Source organism: Candidatus Chloroploca asiatica, assembly GCF_002532075.1.
GTDB lineage: Bacteria > Chloroflexota > Chloroflexia > Chloroflexales > Chloroflexaceae > Chloroploca > Chloroploca asiatica.
In genome coordinates, this window is record NZ_LYXE01000170.1 from 46,960 (window position 1) to 63,273 (window position 16,314).

Sequence of the window (16,314 nt, forward strand, 5' to 3'; positions counted from 1 at the left end):
CTACGCACGTTCTTGAATCTGCTTTTTCAACAGATCATCAAGTGTTTTTACCTGAGCCTGGGGCACCGCTGCCTCACTAAAGACAAGCCGCAAGCCATTTTGCAGCGTCAACTCATAGACCCCAAGCGCCTTGCGCCACGCTGTGAAATCCGACCAAGTGAAACTACTATTGCCCTTGGGCGTATTCAAACGCACGCCACTTGTCGTCAACTCATACCGCATCGGCAAAAAGACCGGCAGATCGGGATCATTGCTCCGACGAATAATCGCCGCCCAACCCCCGATGCTATAAGCGAGCAACGGCACAGGTGCAACCACATAGATGGCGATTGGCGCAGTCGGATTGGTGAGGGCATAGACGGTAAGCACCGCAAAAATAAAGGCATAAAAATAGAACAGCGAGCGCCGAAAATGGCGATTCAGTTCATACCGACGAAACTCTTCGGGGGTCAATGTGCTTTGAATAACCATAAGGATGGAGGGTTGACTGGGAAAACGCCAGCTACGCTGGCGTTTTCCCAGTCAACCAAATTGGCTTCAGGTTGATCCAGCGATCCTAATCGTGGGCGCTCGCAGCGCCGGCACCACGGGGGATACGCACCGACTCGACCAATTCCTGGATCTCAGCAGGAGGTGGCGCGGTCATCCGCGAAACGATCAGCGTGACCACAAAGTTGAGGATCATTCCAATAGTGCCGATGCCCTGGGCACTGATGCCCAGAAAGTTGCCCATCAGCGGCTCGGCGGTACCAAAGATCCGCACCGACTGCATCATCAAAATCATCACGGCAGTAAAGATCAGACCCACCAGCATCCCGGCAATGGCACCCTGGCTATTGGCACGCTTGTCGAAAATGCCCAGCAGAATGATCGGGAAGAAACTCGCGGCGGCCAGACCGAAGGCAAACGCCACCACTTCGGCCACAAACCCCGGAGGATTGATCCCGAAATAGCCGGCCACAACTACGGCCCCAAAGATCACGATACGTCCAACGAGGAGGCGTCGCTCTTCAGTTGCTCTCGGGTTGATCAGGCGGTAATAGAGGTCGTGCGCCAGCGAACTCGAAACGACCAAGAGCAGACCAGAGGCCGTCGAGAGGGCCGCAGCCAGACCACCGGCCGCCATCAGCGCAATGATGAACGGAGCAAGCTGAGCAACCTCAGGGGTCGAAAGCACAATGATGTCGTTGTCAAGCTTGGTCAATTCGTTGGCAATGCCATCAGTTGCCTTGGGGCCACGGATCTGCAGAATGCCATCGCCATTCTTGTCCTCGAAGGCAAGCAGACCAGTGCGGCTCCAACTCTGCACCCAACTCAACTCCTGGATTTCGGCAATCGGCTTGTTGTTGAGGCTCTCAAGCAGATTGGTGCGGGCAAAGATCGCGAGGATCGGTGCCGACAGGTAGAGCAGCGAGATAAAGAGCAGGGCCCAACCAGCCGAGTAGCGGGCGGCACGCACGTTTGGCACCGTATAGAAACGGACAATCACGTGGGGCAGACCAGCGGTACCGGCCATAAGCGCAATCGTGATCGCAATCACATCAATCATGCTGCGGTTCGCAAAAGGCTGTGTATACTCATTGAAGCCAAGCTCAACCTGGATCTGGTTCAAGCGGGGAACTAGGTCACTCGTAATCAGTGCCAACTGAGGAATAGGATTGCCCGTCAGCTGGGCCGAAATCGCGATCACAGGAATGAGGAAGGCGATAATCAGCACCGAATACTGGGCGACCTGCGTCCAGGTAATGCCCTTCATACCACCGATCACCGCAAAGAACGCCACAATGATCATGCCGACAACCACACCCACTTCAATCGACATCCCAAGGAAGCGACTGAAGACGACGCCGACACCACGCATCTGACCTGCAACATAGGTGATGGAGATAAAGACCGCCGCCACCGCCGCGATGGTACGGGCAGTTGACGAGTAGTAGCGGTCACCTACAAAGTCAGGCACCGTGTACTTGGCAAACTTGCGCAGATACGGCGCAAGCAAAAGGGCCAGCAGCACATAGCCACCCGTCCAACCAAGCAGGTAAATCGCGCCATCAAAGCCCAGCACCGAAATCAGACCTGCCATCGAAATAAACGAGGCGGCACTCATCCAGTCGGCAGCGGTTGCAGCACCATTCGCCAGCGCAGGCACACCCTGACCAGCAACATAAAAACCCTTCGTATCGCCCACCCGACTGGCGTATCCGATGTAGATGTAAATCCCAAAGGTCAGAAGGACCAGAGACCAGGTCCAGATTTCTACTGCCGACATCCTTGTCTCCTCAATTATTCGTGAACGTTAAAGCGCTGGTCGTAGCGGTCCATCACTACGGCATAGACGAAAATCAATACAACAAAGGTCATGATCGCACCCTGCTGCACAATCCAGAAACTGAGCGGCACCTGACCGAGGGAGATGTTGTTAAAGATCCCGGCCATTAGATAGCCAGCAATAAATGAAACAAAGAACCAGATACCCAGCAGAATACCGATCAGACGAATGTTTGCCTTCCAGTAGGCAACTGCCATCTCTTCGCCGCCTTCGACCACGGCAACTTTGCGCGTTGAGGCCATGTGTGTTCTCCTCTTTGTGCTAACGACAACTCCCGTTATGATCGAACCGTTTCTGATACCCCTGGCTCAGCGAGTGGTAAGCGCCATAAAACCAGTTGCGGCATGCACTCGCTTCGCTTTACCAACCTCCTTTGTGGCTGAAACTTCTCCATTGTGTCCCTGACTCACATCACCGGAATGCATATAACCTGTCCCTCTGCCCTGGCATTGCTCCAAACGCAAAAACCCCGCGCTGCCTGAGAACAAGCTCGATGGAAGCACTCTCGAACGTGGAGAGACGCTGGTCAGCAAGGGTAATGACGCGGTGAAACCGTGACACAAAGGCCAACCAGGGTGGTCTGTTACGCACTATGGATATGAGTTCAGTAACTAGGTGTTCTTAATCTATCAGAGGTTTTTCAGGTTTCGTTAAGGTTTCTGTAAAGTTTCTGTAAAGAAGTCACCAAAAACAGCCAGAGTCGCCGTCTCTCACGCTTGAGCGCAGCAAAAAAGCCAGCGTTGCTGGCTTTTTTGCTGCGCTCAAGCGTGAGGCTTCGTATCCTAGATCAGGATGTTCAACGGGGCTTCGAGCAGGGCTTTGAGTTGCTGCAAAAACTGCGCCGCCACCGCGCCATCCACGACTCGATGATCGGCACTGAGCGTGATGGTCATGACTTGGCCCACGACGATGGCATCGTCACGCACGACTGGGATTTTGCGGACGGCCCCGACCGCCAGCGATGCCGCTTGCGGCGTGGTGATGATCGAGCCAAACTCACTCACTCCAAACATGCCCAGGTTGGTCACCTGAAAGGTTGCCCCTTCAATCTCGCTCTGCTTGATCTTGCCCTCACGCGCATTGTTCGCCAGGGTGCGTATCTCAGCGCTAATTGTGCCGACACTCTTTGTGTCTGCATCTTTGATCACCGGCGCAATCAGGCCGTCATCAAGCGCAACGGCTACACTGACATTGATCGCTGCGTGATGCGCGATCGCCGGTTGTCCATCTTCGCCGACCACAAAGCTTGTATTCACGGCTGGAATCGCTTTGAGGGTCTTGGCGACCGCTTTGACGACCAGATCATTGACCGACAACTTGACGGGCGCGGCACCTGCATCATTCAGTTGCGCCCGCAAGGCCATCACCGCATCCATGTCGATCTCCATCGAGACATAGATGTGCGGGATGCCTGGCTTTGCCTCGGTCATAGCGCGCGCAATCGCTTTGCGCATCCGCGACATCGGGGTCACCGTCGCCGAAGCCGGGGCCTTCGGGGCCGCTACAGGGGCAACCGGGGCCGGTGTCGGCGGTGTGGCTGGCACCGCTGCCGGGGCTACAGGCGCAGGCTTCGTGCCTGACATCGTGGCCGCGTAGGCTTCGACATTCTCTTTCACAATCCGCCCGCCCGGCCCTGTCCCTTCCACAAGGTGCAGGTCAATGCCGAGTTCGCTGGCAATGCGTCGGGCGACCGGCGACGCAAGTACCCGTCCATTCTCGTCGCTGCTACCAGAATTCGCCGCCACCGGGGCGACTGCCGGAGCCGTCTTCGCCGGGGCCGGCGGTGGAGCCGCACTCGCCGGTGGGGCCTTGGCGACCGGGGCGTCTTCCACCGGGCCATCCCCAATGTAGGCGATCACTTCGCCAATCGGTACCGTCTGACCCTCAGGCACCACTATTTTCTGGAACGTTCCCTTCTCAAACGCTTCCAGTTCCATCGTCGCCTTATCGGTCTCGATTTCGGCGATAATCTCACCAACCTCAACCTGATCACCTGGCTTCTTGAGCCAGCGCCCAACCGCACCCTCCGACATCGTATCAGACAGGCGCGGCATTGTTATCTCACCCATAGCTCACTCCATCACCTTGCGAATCGCGTAGATCAAACTGTGCGCACTCGGCTTTGAGGCCGCCGAAAGATCTTTGGCATAGGGCAACGGGGTTTCGATGCCTGCGACACGCTGAACCGGTGCGTCAAGATAGTCAAAAGCCTCTTCCTGGATCGTGGCCGCAATCTCGGCTGTGACGCCATACGAGTACCAGTCTTCGGCGATCACGACGGCACGGTTGGTCTTTTTGACCGACGCGATGATCGTCGGACGATCAAGCGGGCGCAGCGAACGCAGATCAACCACTTCAACACTGATGCCCTCGTTCGCCATGCGCTGCGCAACTTGCATCGCTACGGCCGTCATCCGTGAATACGAAATCACTGTTACATCGGTGCCGGTGCGTTTGACTTCGGCCACCCCGATAGGCACCACAAAATCGTTATCCTCGGGCACATCGCCTTTGGTATCATACAATGCCAGACTCTCGATGAACATCACCGGATCATCGTCGCGGATCGCAGCTCGCAACAGCCCTTTGGCATCATACGGGGTTGCAGGGGCTACGACCTTCAGGCCGGGACAGTAGGCAAACCAGTTCTCGAAACTCTGCGAGTGGGTCGCGCCGAGTTGGCCGGTGCCGCCCGAAGGGGTGCGGATCACCAGGGGTACCCGCACTTGCCCCCCAAACATGTAGTGGATTTTCGAGGCATGATTTACAACCTGATCAATCGCTACCAGGATAAAGTTGATCGTCATGATTTCGACGACCGGGCGCAACCCAAGCATCGCCGCCCCAATCGCTACCCCGACAAAACCCTCTTCGGCAATCGGGGTGTCAACCACCCGTTTGGGGCCATACTCTTGCAGTAAACCCTCGGTGATTCGGTACGAGCCTTGAAAGACACCGATCTCTTCACCCATTAAAAGTACATTGGGATCACGTTTTAATTCTTCGCCAAGTGTATCGTTCAACGCCTGACGATAGGTAATAATCGGCATCTTACACCTCTCCCCGATTGATCTTCACCGCCGCGATTGCATCTTCGGGGCCAGGTGTATTGGCAACTTCAGTGGCATACATAAACTGATAGAGATCCTCGATGTTTGGGTCGGAACTCGCATTGGCAAAATCGATTGCTTCCTGGATCTCGTGTTCAACCTGATCGGCTGTGGCTTTGAGCCAGGCATCATCAATGATTGCGTGTTCATGCAGCAAGGTCGCAAAATTGCGCACCGGATCGTGATCCTGACGGCCTTTGCGCACAAACTCAGGGTTGCGATAACGATCCGAGTCGATCACCGAGTGCCCGCGAAATCTGAAGCTGACTACATCAAGAATCACCGGATCAGCCTCGCGCTCGGCATAATCACGTAGACGGCGGCACGCATCACGCACAGCCAGCACATCAGTCCCATCGATCTGCTCACCATGAATGCGGAACGAAGCCCCCTTCTTCCAGAGATCCGGCTCCGAAGACCCCATCGCCACCGAGGTTCCCATGCCATAGCCATTATTGACGATAAAGAAGAGCACCGGACACTTCCAGAGTTTCGCCAGGTTGAGCGATTCGTAAAAAGCACCGATATTCGTTGTGGCATCGCCCATCTGGGCCACCACGACCCCGGGTTTCTCTTGGTAGCGCAGGGCATAGGCGGCCCCGACCGCGAGGGGCACCTGCCCGCCAACAATCGCATACCCGCCCATGAAATGGCGCTCGGCATCAAATAGGTGCATCGAGCCACCCCGCCCACCACTCACCCCGGTCTCTTTGCCAAATAACTCGGCCATAATTGGCCCGGGCGGGGTTCCGCGTCCCAGCACATAGCCATGATCGCGGTAGTTCGTGAAAATATAATCTTCAGGTTTCAACGCGGCCATCAGGCCAACAATTGTCGCCTCCTCGCCAAGATTTAGGTGGCAATAACCACCAATTTTTGCCTTCACATACATCTCGCCCGTACGCTCCTCGAAGCGTCGCAGCAAGAGCATTTGATAGTAATAGTGACGCAATTCGTCGGCATCTTCGTCGGCCAACGACGTGCGTACCACATCTGCTTCTTTGACCATCTGGTCACTCCTCACCTACATACCAGGCGGCACCACATCATGAATAAACGCCGTAGCGCCCGCGCCGCAACTGGGGCAGTAGTCAGGTGGTTCCAGGCCACGCACACTCTCACCGCAGACGCCGCAGACCCAACGCATCGCAATCTGGCGCACAAGATCCGACCGACTCACAATTCCGATCACTTTGCCGTCTTCGACCACCGGCACGCGCCGAATTCGCTGATTGGTCAAGAGGTGCTGGATCTGTTCAACTTCGGTCTCTGGCCCAATCGTGATGACCCCTCGACTCATAATCTCACTCACGAGACGCCCCTGCCGGGCGATCAGGTCAAGCTCAGTCACCAGACCAATCAGAATGCCCGCCTCATTGACGACCGGCAAGCCACTGATCCGATTGCGCGCCAATAAGCGTGCCGCGTCTTCAACGGTGGCATCATCCAGGATTCTGATCACCTCGGTGGTCATGATCTCGCGAGCCTTCATTGCCCACTTCCTTCTGTGCTGTCGCTTTTTTCACATAATTGTGATAAAAAGCACAAATATCATTCTCAAAAAAAGAGCGTACCCGTTAGTTCAGTATACCAGACATTGCCGAGGAGTTGCGCCCTTAAACGGGATTGGTTATGCTGGAAAGCCGCCAGCGTAGCTGGCGGCTTTCCAGCATAAGCAAGACTCCTGAGGGTCACAGGCCCCCTTTAACGCCCCGTCCCACGGACATAAATATTTGGCCAGGGGCGAAACTCTGTCGCAAAGGTCTGCCGCGATGACTCGCCTCCCCTGGTGATCGTACGATACAACTCGATCTTGATCCCACCGCGCGCCACGTCGCTCTGGCGTACATAGCCCACCGGTTTCGTCGGATCATTCACATAGACCGGCGCCGTAGGCGCAGACGTCTGCGCAACCACACGGTGATCATAGGTTACCGTGCGCCCCGTTGGCGTCCCATAGAGCGCCACCGACAGGCGCTGCCGGCTCAGATCTACATAGCTCTCCATTAAGAGCCAGTGACCAGTATCATTCGTAAAACGAAGATCGTTATACGGGGTAAAAATGGCTGCATCAAACCCTGGGGGTTCCCCAAGTTCTTCATACCAACTGATGCGAAAGGCGTGGGCATGGCGCTCGTTGATCGGCAAGCCACCAAAGAAGGCTGCCCGAAAGACGGTCGTCGAAACCTGACACAGCCCACCTCCCCACTCCTGCTGCGTCCGATTATTGACAATCGCCAAACCCTCGACAAAGCCATTCGCGGCATCAACCGACCCAAGCTGATCATTGAAGGAGAAGCGTGCCCCTGGCGGGATCAGCACCCCATGCATCCGCCGCGCTCCCGCACGAATATTGGTAATCCGATACTGCTCAGAATTCGCAAACGAACTGATGCCCGAGGCCACCTGGTGTGTGATGCCCAGGCTCGCCAGATTACTCGCCGTCACCGGTGGCGGGATCGCCACCATTGGCAGTTCGATCGTTCGCTCTTCGTGCGCCAGCAGCGAACGTATGTCAGCGACTGCCTGATCAACGTCCAAGCCCTGACCATTGGCTCCAGGGGCCGTAATTACGAGGTTGCCGCCATTCCAGGCTACCCTCGGCAAGGTGCCCTCTTCACGTACCGCCGTGGCAAGTGGGCGTAACAGGTTACGGATCTCTGTGGGATCAAGGCTAATCGCATAGGTCGGTTCGCCATCCTCGCCAATGATGCGTCGTACACTCAGCCACGAGGCAAGTTCGTCAATTGACCATTGCCATTGGCAACCCTGCACACATGCCCCCGTTGAGCCGTTGAGCACAATGGGCTCACTGAGTATCAAGCGCAGTTCATCGGCAAAAGGTGCGACCTCTGCATCACGCAAGCGTGGCTCAACCTCTCGTGTGCGCACGATCACCGGGCGACGCACCAATTCCTGGACGGTCGCCGTCATATCGGCAACCGTCTCATCAATCAGCACCTGTTGGCCCCAGTGTTCTGGCTGCTGCACAACCGTGGCCCCCTGGAGCCACAGCGCTGCATCACGCGGCGGATCTTCGATCGTCGCAGCCAGGCCAAGCAGATACTGCTGCATCACCTGCTGATCAATTTCAAGGTGAAGCGGCAGATCAATGCCCTCTTGCCAGACGGTCGCTGCCATGCGCACATTCTCGAGCCGGGTAGCGCCACGCCCATAGGTCAGCGCCTCATCCAGCGCGTCGTCCAGCACTAGGCGCAACCCAAGTTCATCAGCCGCTGGATGCCAAACGTGCTCACGAAACTTTAGTTCGACCGGATTGTAGAGAAAAGCCCCGTATGCGCGTTCGACCTCGGCCCGGGCCTCTTCAAGCGTCATTCCGCTCACATCCACCCCTCGAATATGGATATTCGGGTAGATGCGCTGCTCGTATTGACGCTCAGTAAAGAGCAAGGTCAGCGTAAGGGCTGCTGTCATGCTCGCGACAATCACCAGCACCAGGATCAACCACTCGATCAGATGCCGAAAGAGTGATGCGCGCTGACGCGGTTGTGGCACGTCATCAGCCAGCCGATCGTCGCTTATATGGTCAGGAAACGATGTTGACACAGCAATCTCACGGGGAATGCACCCAACTGCTACGCTACGCTACGCTACGCAACGAGAACTAATATGAGTGTACAACCCTAGCCATGGCTCTGTCAAGAAGCAGAGTGTTGCGAGCGGGGCGATTGCATCTGTGAGGTCTAGACCCAATCCCTTATCAAATAAGCTCACGCGAAGACGCGAAGGCGCGAAGGGTTTGGTTACCTACGCTAAAAACGTTGCGCCTTTGCGCCTTTGCGTCAAAACAAACGCGTTATTTGAAAAGTGAGGAAACCACGAAACATTGCACAAATCCTGGCACAGATCTGCAACGCAAAAGTGTTGTATCATGGCCGCGAACAGGCTGTTCCTCTGGCGATGAGGCCAGAGTCTGATCATAGAGGAGGTTACGTGATGGTTGGACAGTTCACTGGCAAGGTAGCACTGGTAACAGGGGCCGGCTCGGGGATTGGACGGGCAAGTGCGCTCGCTTTTGCCCGCCACGGTGCCAAGGTGGTGGTGGCTGATATTGCCGAGGCCGCAGGCGAAGAGACGGCCGCAATGGCTCGCGCCGAGCAGACTGATGCGCTCTTTGTGCGTACCAATGTTTCGCGCCGCGCCGATATTGAAGCTCTGGTGAATCTGACGGTTGCGACCTATGGCCGCCTCGATTTTGCCCATAATAATGCTGGCATCGAGGGTGCACGCTCGATGATGGACGCTTACCCCGAAGAGGTCTGGGACGAGGTGATTGGCATCAACCTCAAAGGGGTCTGGCTCTCGATGAAGTACGAGTTGCAGCAGATGCTCAAACAGGGCGGTGGCGTCATTGTCAATACCTCGTCCGTCGCTGGTTTGACTGGTTCGCGTGGGGTGTCAGCCTATGTGGCGAGCAAGCATGGCATTATTGGTTTGACCCGCGCCGCTGCCCTCGAATATGCCCGTAGTAACATTCGGATCAATGCGATTTGCCCCGGTACGATCCATACTGCGATGATCGACCGTTTTACTGGCGGCGATGAAGCGATCCTGCAGGAATTTGCCGAAGGTGAACCGGTCGGACGGCTCGGCCAGCCCGATGAAGTTGCCAGTGCGGTCATCTGGCTCTGTTCCGACGGGGCTTCATTTGTCACCGGCGCAACCCTCCCGGTTGATGGCGGCAGATTGGCCTGACATCGGTGAAGAGTTACGAGGCGATTTATGCGGTGGTGCGCCAGATCCCGCCTGGACGAGTCAGCAGCTATGGGCGCATTGCCGTACTGGCTGGTTTTGGTGGTCAGGCGCGGCTGGTGGGCTATGCCCTCCATGCCCTGCGCCTGACCAGTGAAGACGAGGTGCCGTGGTGGCGGGTTGTCAATCACCGCGGCCTTATTACCAATGCCTACGAACCTGCGTTGCAACGCGCCCTGCTCGAAGCTGAAGGGGTTATGGTTGATGCGGGCGACCGGATCGATCTCCGGCACTATCTCTGGGAGGCGAACCTTTAGCCCCAAGATCTTGCCAAGAAGCTTGACCCGAATGGACGCAACGGCACCAAGGCTTGCTCCGCACCTCTAGATGAATCTTTGCGCCTCTGCGCCTTTGCGTCAAACAACCCGTCTTGTTTGCAAGGGCTTGCCTCTAGCTCACGCTTGCGAGATGCCGCAGCAACGCCACCGCCGGAGCCATATCTACGCCCACCGCAAGGCGATACACACCTGCTTCAACCAGGGCTGCGCAGGCTTGTTTTGTGGTCTTTTGCTGCAACTCGTGCTGAGCCAGCGCAGCTTCCAGCCGTTCAAGCTGGCTCGCCTGTCCGGTTCTCTGTTCGACCAGGCATGTGACCACCCGTTCAGCATGGGTTGCCCGGTTGCCTGGCCCCCCACTGGCATGCCCCCAGACGCGTAACCCGTGTGCCAGGCTAAGATAGACCGTCTGCTCGGCTAGCAGCGCCATCGCAGCTTCAATGGATGCCCTGGTAAGCGCACTGACAAGTCCCGCCTCACCACTGAGCAGAACTGCTGTTCCATCAAGCACGAGACCAGCCGCCGCAACAGGCAACCGGTCGTGACGACTTGCGAGCAACAGGCCAAGATACTCAATCACCTGAGGCACAACCACGGCCTCGTTGGCGCTCAACGCTGGGGTCAGAAACGCCACCGCCACACCCTGTGTCAGATCCGCACTGAACAGATTGCTGCCCCGCGCAGCGACGACCGTATCCCCATATCTTCGTACCACAAAACGCGACAGCGCGGTGACATCAGGTTCATCAGCCTCAGGGTCTTGCACGATCAGGTGGAGGCTTGCTGGGGGCGTAGAGGCACGCAGCGCGGCAGGCAACATCAGCCACTGGCGAAAACAACCCATCAGCATCGGCTCAAAGCCTACCGCAGCCTTCACCACCAGCGGCACACCGAGCAGCGGCACCTCAAGCGCCACAACATCAGCAGAGCCCCCGCTATGCGGAGGCTCTGCCCATAATGAACGATCTTCAGGCAACGCAGGGCGCCTTATTGACTAGGTTGCGGGAACTGCGGATAGGCAATCCCGGCCTCGATGCCCCACTGGAACCAGTTATTGACAAAATCGGGCATCGAGAGGAAGACCCCGATGGCACCAGTCACCCCACAGAGCCAGGCAAACCAGAAGGCCCAGAGGTGGATCGAGTAGGCATTCGCATTGAAGCCCATGCACCAGCGCCAGAAGAGCTGCGCCCGCTCGGTACCGGTACCAGGGGCCTGCAACTCGTCCCACTCTTCGTGAGCGGCATACTTCTCAAGCGCCCAGATCGTACCAGCGTGCATAGCCAGCAGCACTGTCGAACCAAGCAGGAAGAAGATCGAGAGCATATGGAACGGGTTGTAGTAGAAGTTCCCGTAGCGCACGCTTACGTTATTCGTCCAGTCAAGCAACGCCTTGAGACCGTGGGAAGGTGCCTCGGACCAATCGGCCATCCACATCGGACGAATGAGATAGATCACCAGGTAGAGAACAATCGCACCGGTGAACCCGTAGGCCAAGTAGGGCTTGATACCAAGCGTCCTTGCACGGGTATAGAGGTGCATATACCAGCAAAAGATCGAAATCGTCAGGAAGAAAGTCGAAATGAGCCACCAGCCACCCTGATTGAGGGGTGGAAAGCTGAGACCATAGAAACTGGCAGGTGGATCGATTTGCAAGACAAAGAAATACTTCGCAAACGCAACGGGGTTCCAGTTGACCTGGATCGCCATCACGGCCAGCCAGATAAAGGTAAAGATACCACCGGTCACATACGCTGCAACATTCCAGAGGCCGAGAAACGTCGGGCCAATCTGGCTATCCAAGCCGAAGTTCTCAAGCACAGGAATTTCAATGGCCTTGCCGATCCGTCCCTGTGGATTGGGCCCCAGATCGAGATCGCCGGGGGTTCTATTCATTGTCGCCATAAGACTGCTCCTCAACTGTGTAGGCAAGCACTGGTCTAAGCAAGGGCAACCCGCCCTGTTCGATCAGTGGCTTACACCCCACTCCACCAGGGAAGGACATTCCAGAAGTTCCAGAAACTCACCCAATCCTGCACGGGCCAACCCGAGAAGAGAATGCAGAGATTCGCTGAGAGCACACCACCACAAGCAAAGAGGAACCCGAGACGATGGATGCCCGACTCACCAACCGAGTAGACAATCGTATCGCGGAAGAAGATATTCTCGATATCTCCGCCTTCGGGCCCACGATACTGTGCTGCACTCAAGATGAGCGAACCGTGACAGGCAAGCAACCACGTTGAACCAAAGAGCCCGGTAATGCCAATCGCGTGGAAGGGGTTGTAGAAGAAGTTGTTGTAGCGGTACCCGAAATTCGAGACCCAATCGAGGTGGGGCATCACACCGAGCACAAAGCCTTCGTGCCACATCCCGAGGGCGATGGGCCGAATAATCTGGAGCGTCACCCAGGATGAGAAGACGACGCCATAGGCAATTGCAATATGGTAGCCCATGTTGAGCTTCATACTGATGTCAACCTGGCGCATCATCCAGCCGAAAAAGGCAAGCGTGGCAAATAGAACCGTCATCTGCCAGACAAACCCGGGTTGCCCGGGGCTGACCAGGGCCAGACCTACTTCGGCGGGCGGAGGATCAAGGCGCCCGGCAAAGAAGTTCTGCGGTAGCGAGAACGGTCCGTTGACCACCGTTGCATTGAGGTAGAAGTAGCTACCGAAAATAATCCCAAGAACAGAAACAAACCCCCAGAAACCCACGTAGAACGGCCCCACCCAGAAATCAAAGGGGTCATTCTTGAAGAGGGCGCTGAAGGTTGTTTTGCCCTTAATCTTATATTCGGGCTCCATCTCTTCGATCGTGCGTCCCCCCGGAACTCGTGTTGAACGCGCTCCTTCTTCCACGGTAAAACCAAAATCGGGGAAACGTGGGTCCTTTGCCTTCGTACCACTCATGGCCGGCTCCCTTTCCAGGACGACTCAGTACAGCGGGGCATAACATCACGCAATAGGGATGCGCCAGTCGGGCATGCCCCCATTTGTGTCACATACTCAGGGGATCTTGCAAGAAAGACAAAATCTTACGCGCTTGGAGGAAGTATAATACGCTTGAATAGGGTTGTCAAGCAAGAGTTGACAACCGAATTTTTCGCATTGCAATGAGAAAAAGACCTGAAGGGGCTCTTTTTTTAACTAATGAGTCGCAACAATTTGTCTTGCATATAGTCAACTAATGCCATCTGAGCCGCTAGCTCAAATGGCATTCTTCACGTCGCGCTCTTGCCTGTGACCTGCCAGATGTGGCGGGGTATGGATTGGTCGGCTCCCATCGCCAGCGAGGCGGCTTGGTTGTCTCGCTACAACTGTTGCGCACGTCGGCTGACGACCACTACTGCGCAGGCCAGGAGAAAGACGATGCTCGTCGAAATGACGACGAGCAGGGCAACCGCCGGGGGGCCAGCGCGACTGAGCACCAGGCCCATCAAGGGGGGAATGATGGCACCGCCACTGTTGCCAATGGCAAGGGCCACCGCAGCCGCTGTGCCTCGGCCCCCCGATGTAAGCGCAACCAGGGCCATCGTGGTGGGGAAGATCGGGCCGAAGGCCAATCCGAGCACCAGGAGCGCACCTATCGAACCAGTTGGGTTGCCAACCATGAAGAAGAGCAGAACCGAGCCAGACAACAAGAGGATGATCGTCATCAACAGTACCTGGAGGGCACTGAAACGCAAGCCAAGCAACGCACCTGCCCCACGTCCAACGGTCAGGGCAAACCAGAAGCCTGCGACGGCAATGGCAGCTTGCGCAGGGGCCATGTCAGCCCCGATCTCCAGGTAGAGGGCGGCCCATCCCCCCAGGGCAATTTCGGTTCCACTGTAGACAAGCAGCAAGCAGCCCAGCAGCAAGACAAGCAACCACGGGACAGAACCGTTGAGTGCACCCTCGGCAGGGACATCAGCTTCCGCAGCCAGCAGCGCCAGGGGAAACAGCCCAAGCAGCAACCCAGCCCCAAGCCAGAGCGCGGGCAAAGGGCTCCCCAATTGGGCAAGGGCGCGACCTGCCACCAGCGGGCCGACAATCGAGCCAACCCCAAAAAAGAGATTGACCAGGTTGAGCGCCGAGGTGCCCCGTACCGGGAAGAGCCGCGGCACCAGCACGCTCCCCGACGAGAGGATCGAGCCAAAACCGAGCCCACCGAGCCCAGCGAACACAAGCAAGAGCGTCAGTTCACGACTCAGGCTTTCGCCAAGGATGCCAAGCCCCATCATCAACAGCCCGAGACTCAGCACGGTACGCTGACCATAGCGGTCGCTAAAGGGGCCGACCACAAACTGCACCACGACAGTCCCAAGCGAAAAAGCGGTAAACTGACTGCCGATCAACGCCACATCACGGTCAACATTTGCGGCCAGCGCACTCAAGTTTGGTCCGATTGATGCCAGGCTAAGCCCTGCGCCAAAATAGACGGCGCAGAGCAACGCAAGGGTTGGCCCCCGGTTGAGACGTGGCAGGGGGGCCACTTATGAAACCTGCGCAACAGGACGGCGGAGGGTGCGGGCATGCTGGCGTTCGCGAACCAGGGTTTCGTAGATGGAACTCATGCGGCGGGCAATGCCCGGCCATCCATATTCAGTGGCCCGTTGGTGGGCACCTGCACGAAGCTGTGCCGCCAGCAATGGCCTGTCGAGCACCCACGCAATCCGTTCAGCCAGCGCGTGGTGATCATTAGGAGGGACGAGCAGGCCACTGCGACCATCTTCGATCGTCAGCGCAAGCCCGCCGGCATTCGAGGCAATCACCGGAACACCAGAGGCCATGGCTTCGAGCGCAACCAGACCAAAAGACTCGTAGTGGGAAGGAACCGCAACCAGATCGGCAGCCGCAAAATACGTTGGCAGCAACTCTTGCGGCTGGGCACCAAGAAAACGCACCTGATCGGCGACCCCCAGGTGAGTACGGAGCGCATCGAGCCGACGCTGCTCGGCATTCCACGCCTGAGGCCGGGTTTCGGGTTCCCCACCGATTAACACCACACGAAGCGCATCAGCATCTGGGCGACCCTGCTCGCGGAGTAACGCCAGCGCCCTGATCAGGGCGTCCATCCCCTTCAACGGCTCCATGCGTCCAGCACAGAGCAACAGGCGTTCATTGGCAGGCAACCCAAGACGCTGACGCGCGGCAGCCTGATCAGAAGGTTGAAAACGCTTCAGATCGACCCCACATGGAGTGACGTTGATCCGGTCGGCCTCGGCCCCATAATTCCAGACCATCTGGGCACGGTCGAGTGAAGTCGCAGCGATAACTGCATCCACCTCATGCATCAAACGGCGCTCGATCGCGATCCGCTGGTTTGTCTCGGTCTCTTCCTTGCTGCGGGCAACGCTATTTTTCAGGGCACCGAGGGTATGGAACATATGCACGATTGGCACCCCCCAACTACGGCGGAGGCGAAGCGCTGCTTCACCTGACAACCAATAGTGACTATGGATCACATCATACGACAGATCTTCGCCATCAGCGAAACAGCGCACGCGACTGACAAACTCGGGCAAGTGAACCTGCACCAGATTCTTATCGTACGGCGCAGCGGGGCCAGCATGCAAATTGATCACCCGCACGCCACACGAGAGGGGTTCAATGGTTGGCGTCGCACGGCTCTGCGTACGGGTAAAAATATCAACCGGAATGCCGCGCCTCCCCAATTCACGGGCAAGCTCGCGGACATAGACATTCATCCCACCAGCCTCTTTACCCCCCAGACGGGCCAGCGGGCTACTATGAACACTCAACATTGCAACACGCACGAACGCTCGCTCCTGATAAAAAGAGACGGAAGGGAGACAGGATCTACCTGCACCACATCCGCCCAT

15 protein-coding genes are annotated in these 16,314 nt (G+C 57.0%); 2 read left to right on the forward strand and 13 right to left on the reverse strand.

The window, feature by feature from the left end; genetic code table 11:
- From A9Q02_RS20295 to A9Q02_RS20330, 8 genes are all read right to left on the reverse strand, one after another.
- Complete coding sequence (locus A9Q02_RS20295) at positions 1–471, reverse strand: hypothetical protein (protein ID WP_097654899.1); 471 nt, start codon at positions 469–471, stop codon at positions 1–3.
- Between the two features lie 85 nt (positions 472–556).
- Entirely contained in the window at positions 557–2,269 is a 1,713-nt protein-coding gene (locus tag A9Q02_RS20300) for a sodium:solute symporter family protein (protein ID WP_097654900.1), read from the reverse strand.
- Positions 2,270–2,283: 14 nt separating this feature from the next.
- Positions 2,284–2,571, reverse strand: coding sequence for a DUF4212 domain-containing protein (locus A9Q02_RS20305; protein WP_172451221.1), 288 nt, complete (start codon positions 2,569–2,571; stop codon positions 2,284–2,286).
- A 540-nt stretch (positions 2,572–3,111) separates the two neighbouring features.
- On the reverse strand, positions 3,112–4,398 hold the full coding sequence (locus tag A9Q02_RS20310) for a dihydrolipoamide acetyltransferase family protein (RefSeq protein ID WP_097654901.1): 1,287 nt from the start codon (positions 4,396–4,398) through the stop codon (positions 3,112–3,114).
- A gap of 3 nt (positions 4,399–4,401) precedes the next feature.
- Positions 4,402–5,379, reverse strand: coding sequence for an alpha-ketoacid dehydrogenase subunit beta (locus tag A9Q02_RS20315; RefSeq protein WP_097654902.1), 978 nt, complete (start codon positions 5,377–5,379; stop codon positions 4,402–4,404).
- Between the two features lies 1 nt (position 5,380).
- On the reverse strand, positions 5,381–6,448 hold the full coding sequence (gene pdhA / locus A9Q02_RS20320) for a pyruvate dehydrogenase (acetyl-transferring) E1 component subunit alpha (protein WP_097654903.1): 1,068 nt from the start codon (positions 6,446–6,448) through the stop codon (positions 5,381–5,383).
- Between the two features lie 15 nt (positions 6,449–6,463).
- Entirely contained in the window at positions 6,464–6,931 is a 468-nt protein-coding gene (locus tag A9Q02_RS20325) for a CBS domain-containing protein (protein WP_097654904.1), read from the reverse strand.
- Between the two features lie 212 nt (positions 6,932–7,143).
- Positions 7,144–9,006 (reverse strand): VanW family protein, encoded by a 1,863-nt coding sequence (locus tag A9Q02_RS20330; RefSeq protein ID WP_245860783.1) that lies wholly within the window; start codon positions 9,004–9,006, stop codon positions 7,144–7,146.
- A gap of 390 nt (positions 9,007–9,396) precedes the next feature.
- Between A9Q02_RS20330 and A9Q02_RS20335 the strand changes: the two genes are divergently transcribed.
- Both A9Q02_RS20335 and A9Q02_RS20340 read left to right on the forward strand, forming a co-directional pair.
- Positions 9,397–10,155, forward strand: a complete 759-nt coding sequence (locus tag A9Q02_RS20335; RefSeq protein WP_097654905.1) for an SDR family oxidoreductase — start codon at positions 9,397–9,399, stop codon at positions 10,153–10,155.
- 5 nt (positions 10,156–10,160) lie between these two features.
- Positions 10,161–10,469, forward strand: a complete 309-nt coding sequence (locus tag A9Q02_RS20340; protein WP_245860786.1) for an MGMT family protein — start codon at positions 10,161–10,163, stop codon at positions 10,467–10,469.
- A gap of 133 nt (positions 10,470–10,602) precedes the next feature.
- Here A9Q02_RS20340 and A9Q02_RS20345 read toward each other — a convergent pair whose 3' ends face one another.
- From A9Q02_RS20345 to A9Q02_RS20365, 5 genes are all read right to left on the reverse strand, one after another.
- Positions 10,603–11,463 (reverse strand): hypothetical protein, encoded by an 861-nt coding sequence (locus A9Q02_RS20345; protein WP_097654907.1) that lies wholly within the window; start codon positions 11,461–11,463, stop codon positions 10,603–10,605.
- An 11-nt stretch (positions 11,464–11,474) separates the two neighbouring features.
- A complete protein-coding gene (gene pufM, locus A9Q02_RS20350) occupies positions 11,475–12,392 on the reverse strand; it encodes a photosynthetic reaction center subunit M (protein ID WP_097654908.1) in 918 nt (305 codons plus the stop codon).
- Positions 12,393–12,463: 71 nt separating this feature from the next.
- Positions 12,464–13,399 (reverse strand): photosynthetic reaction center family protein, encoded by a 936-nt coding sequence (locus A9Q02_RS20355; protein WP_097654909.1) that lies wholly within the window; start codon positions 13,397–13,399, stop codon positions 12,464–12,466.
- A gap of 401 nt (positions 13,400–13,800) precedes the next feature.
- On the reverse strand, positions 13,801–14,964 hold the full coding sequence (locus A9Q02_RS20360; protein ID WP_097654910.1) for an MFS transporter: 1,164 nt from the start codon (positions 14,962–14,964) through the stop codon (positions 13,801–13,803).
- A complete protein-coding gene (locus tag A9Q02_RS20365) occupies positions 14,965–16,248 on the reverse strand; it encodes a glycosyltransferase (RefSeq protein ID WP_097654911.1) in 1,284 nt (427 codons plus the stop codon).
- Between the last annotated feature and the right edge of the window lie 66 nt (positions 16,249–16,314).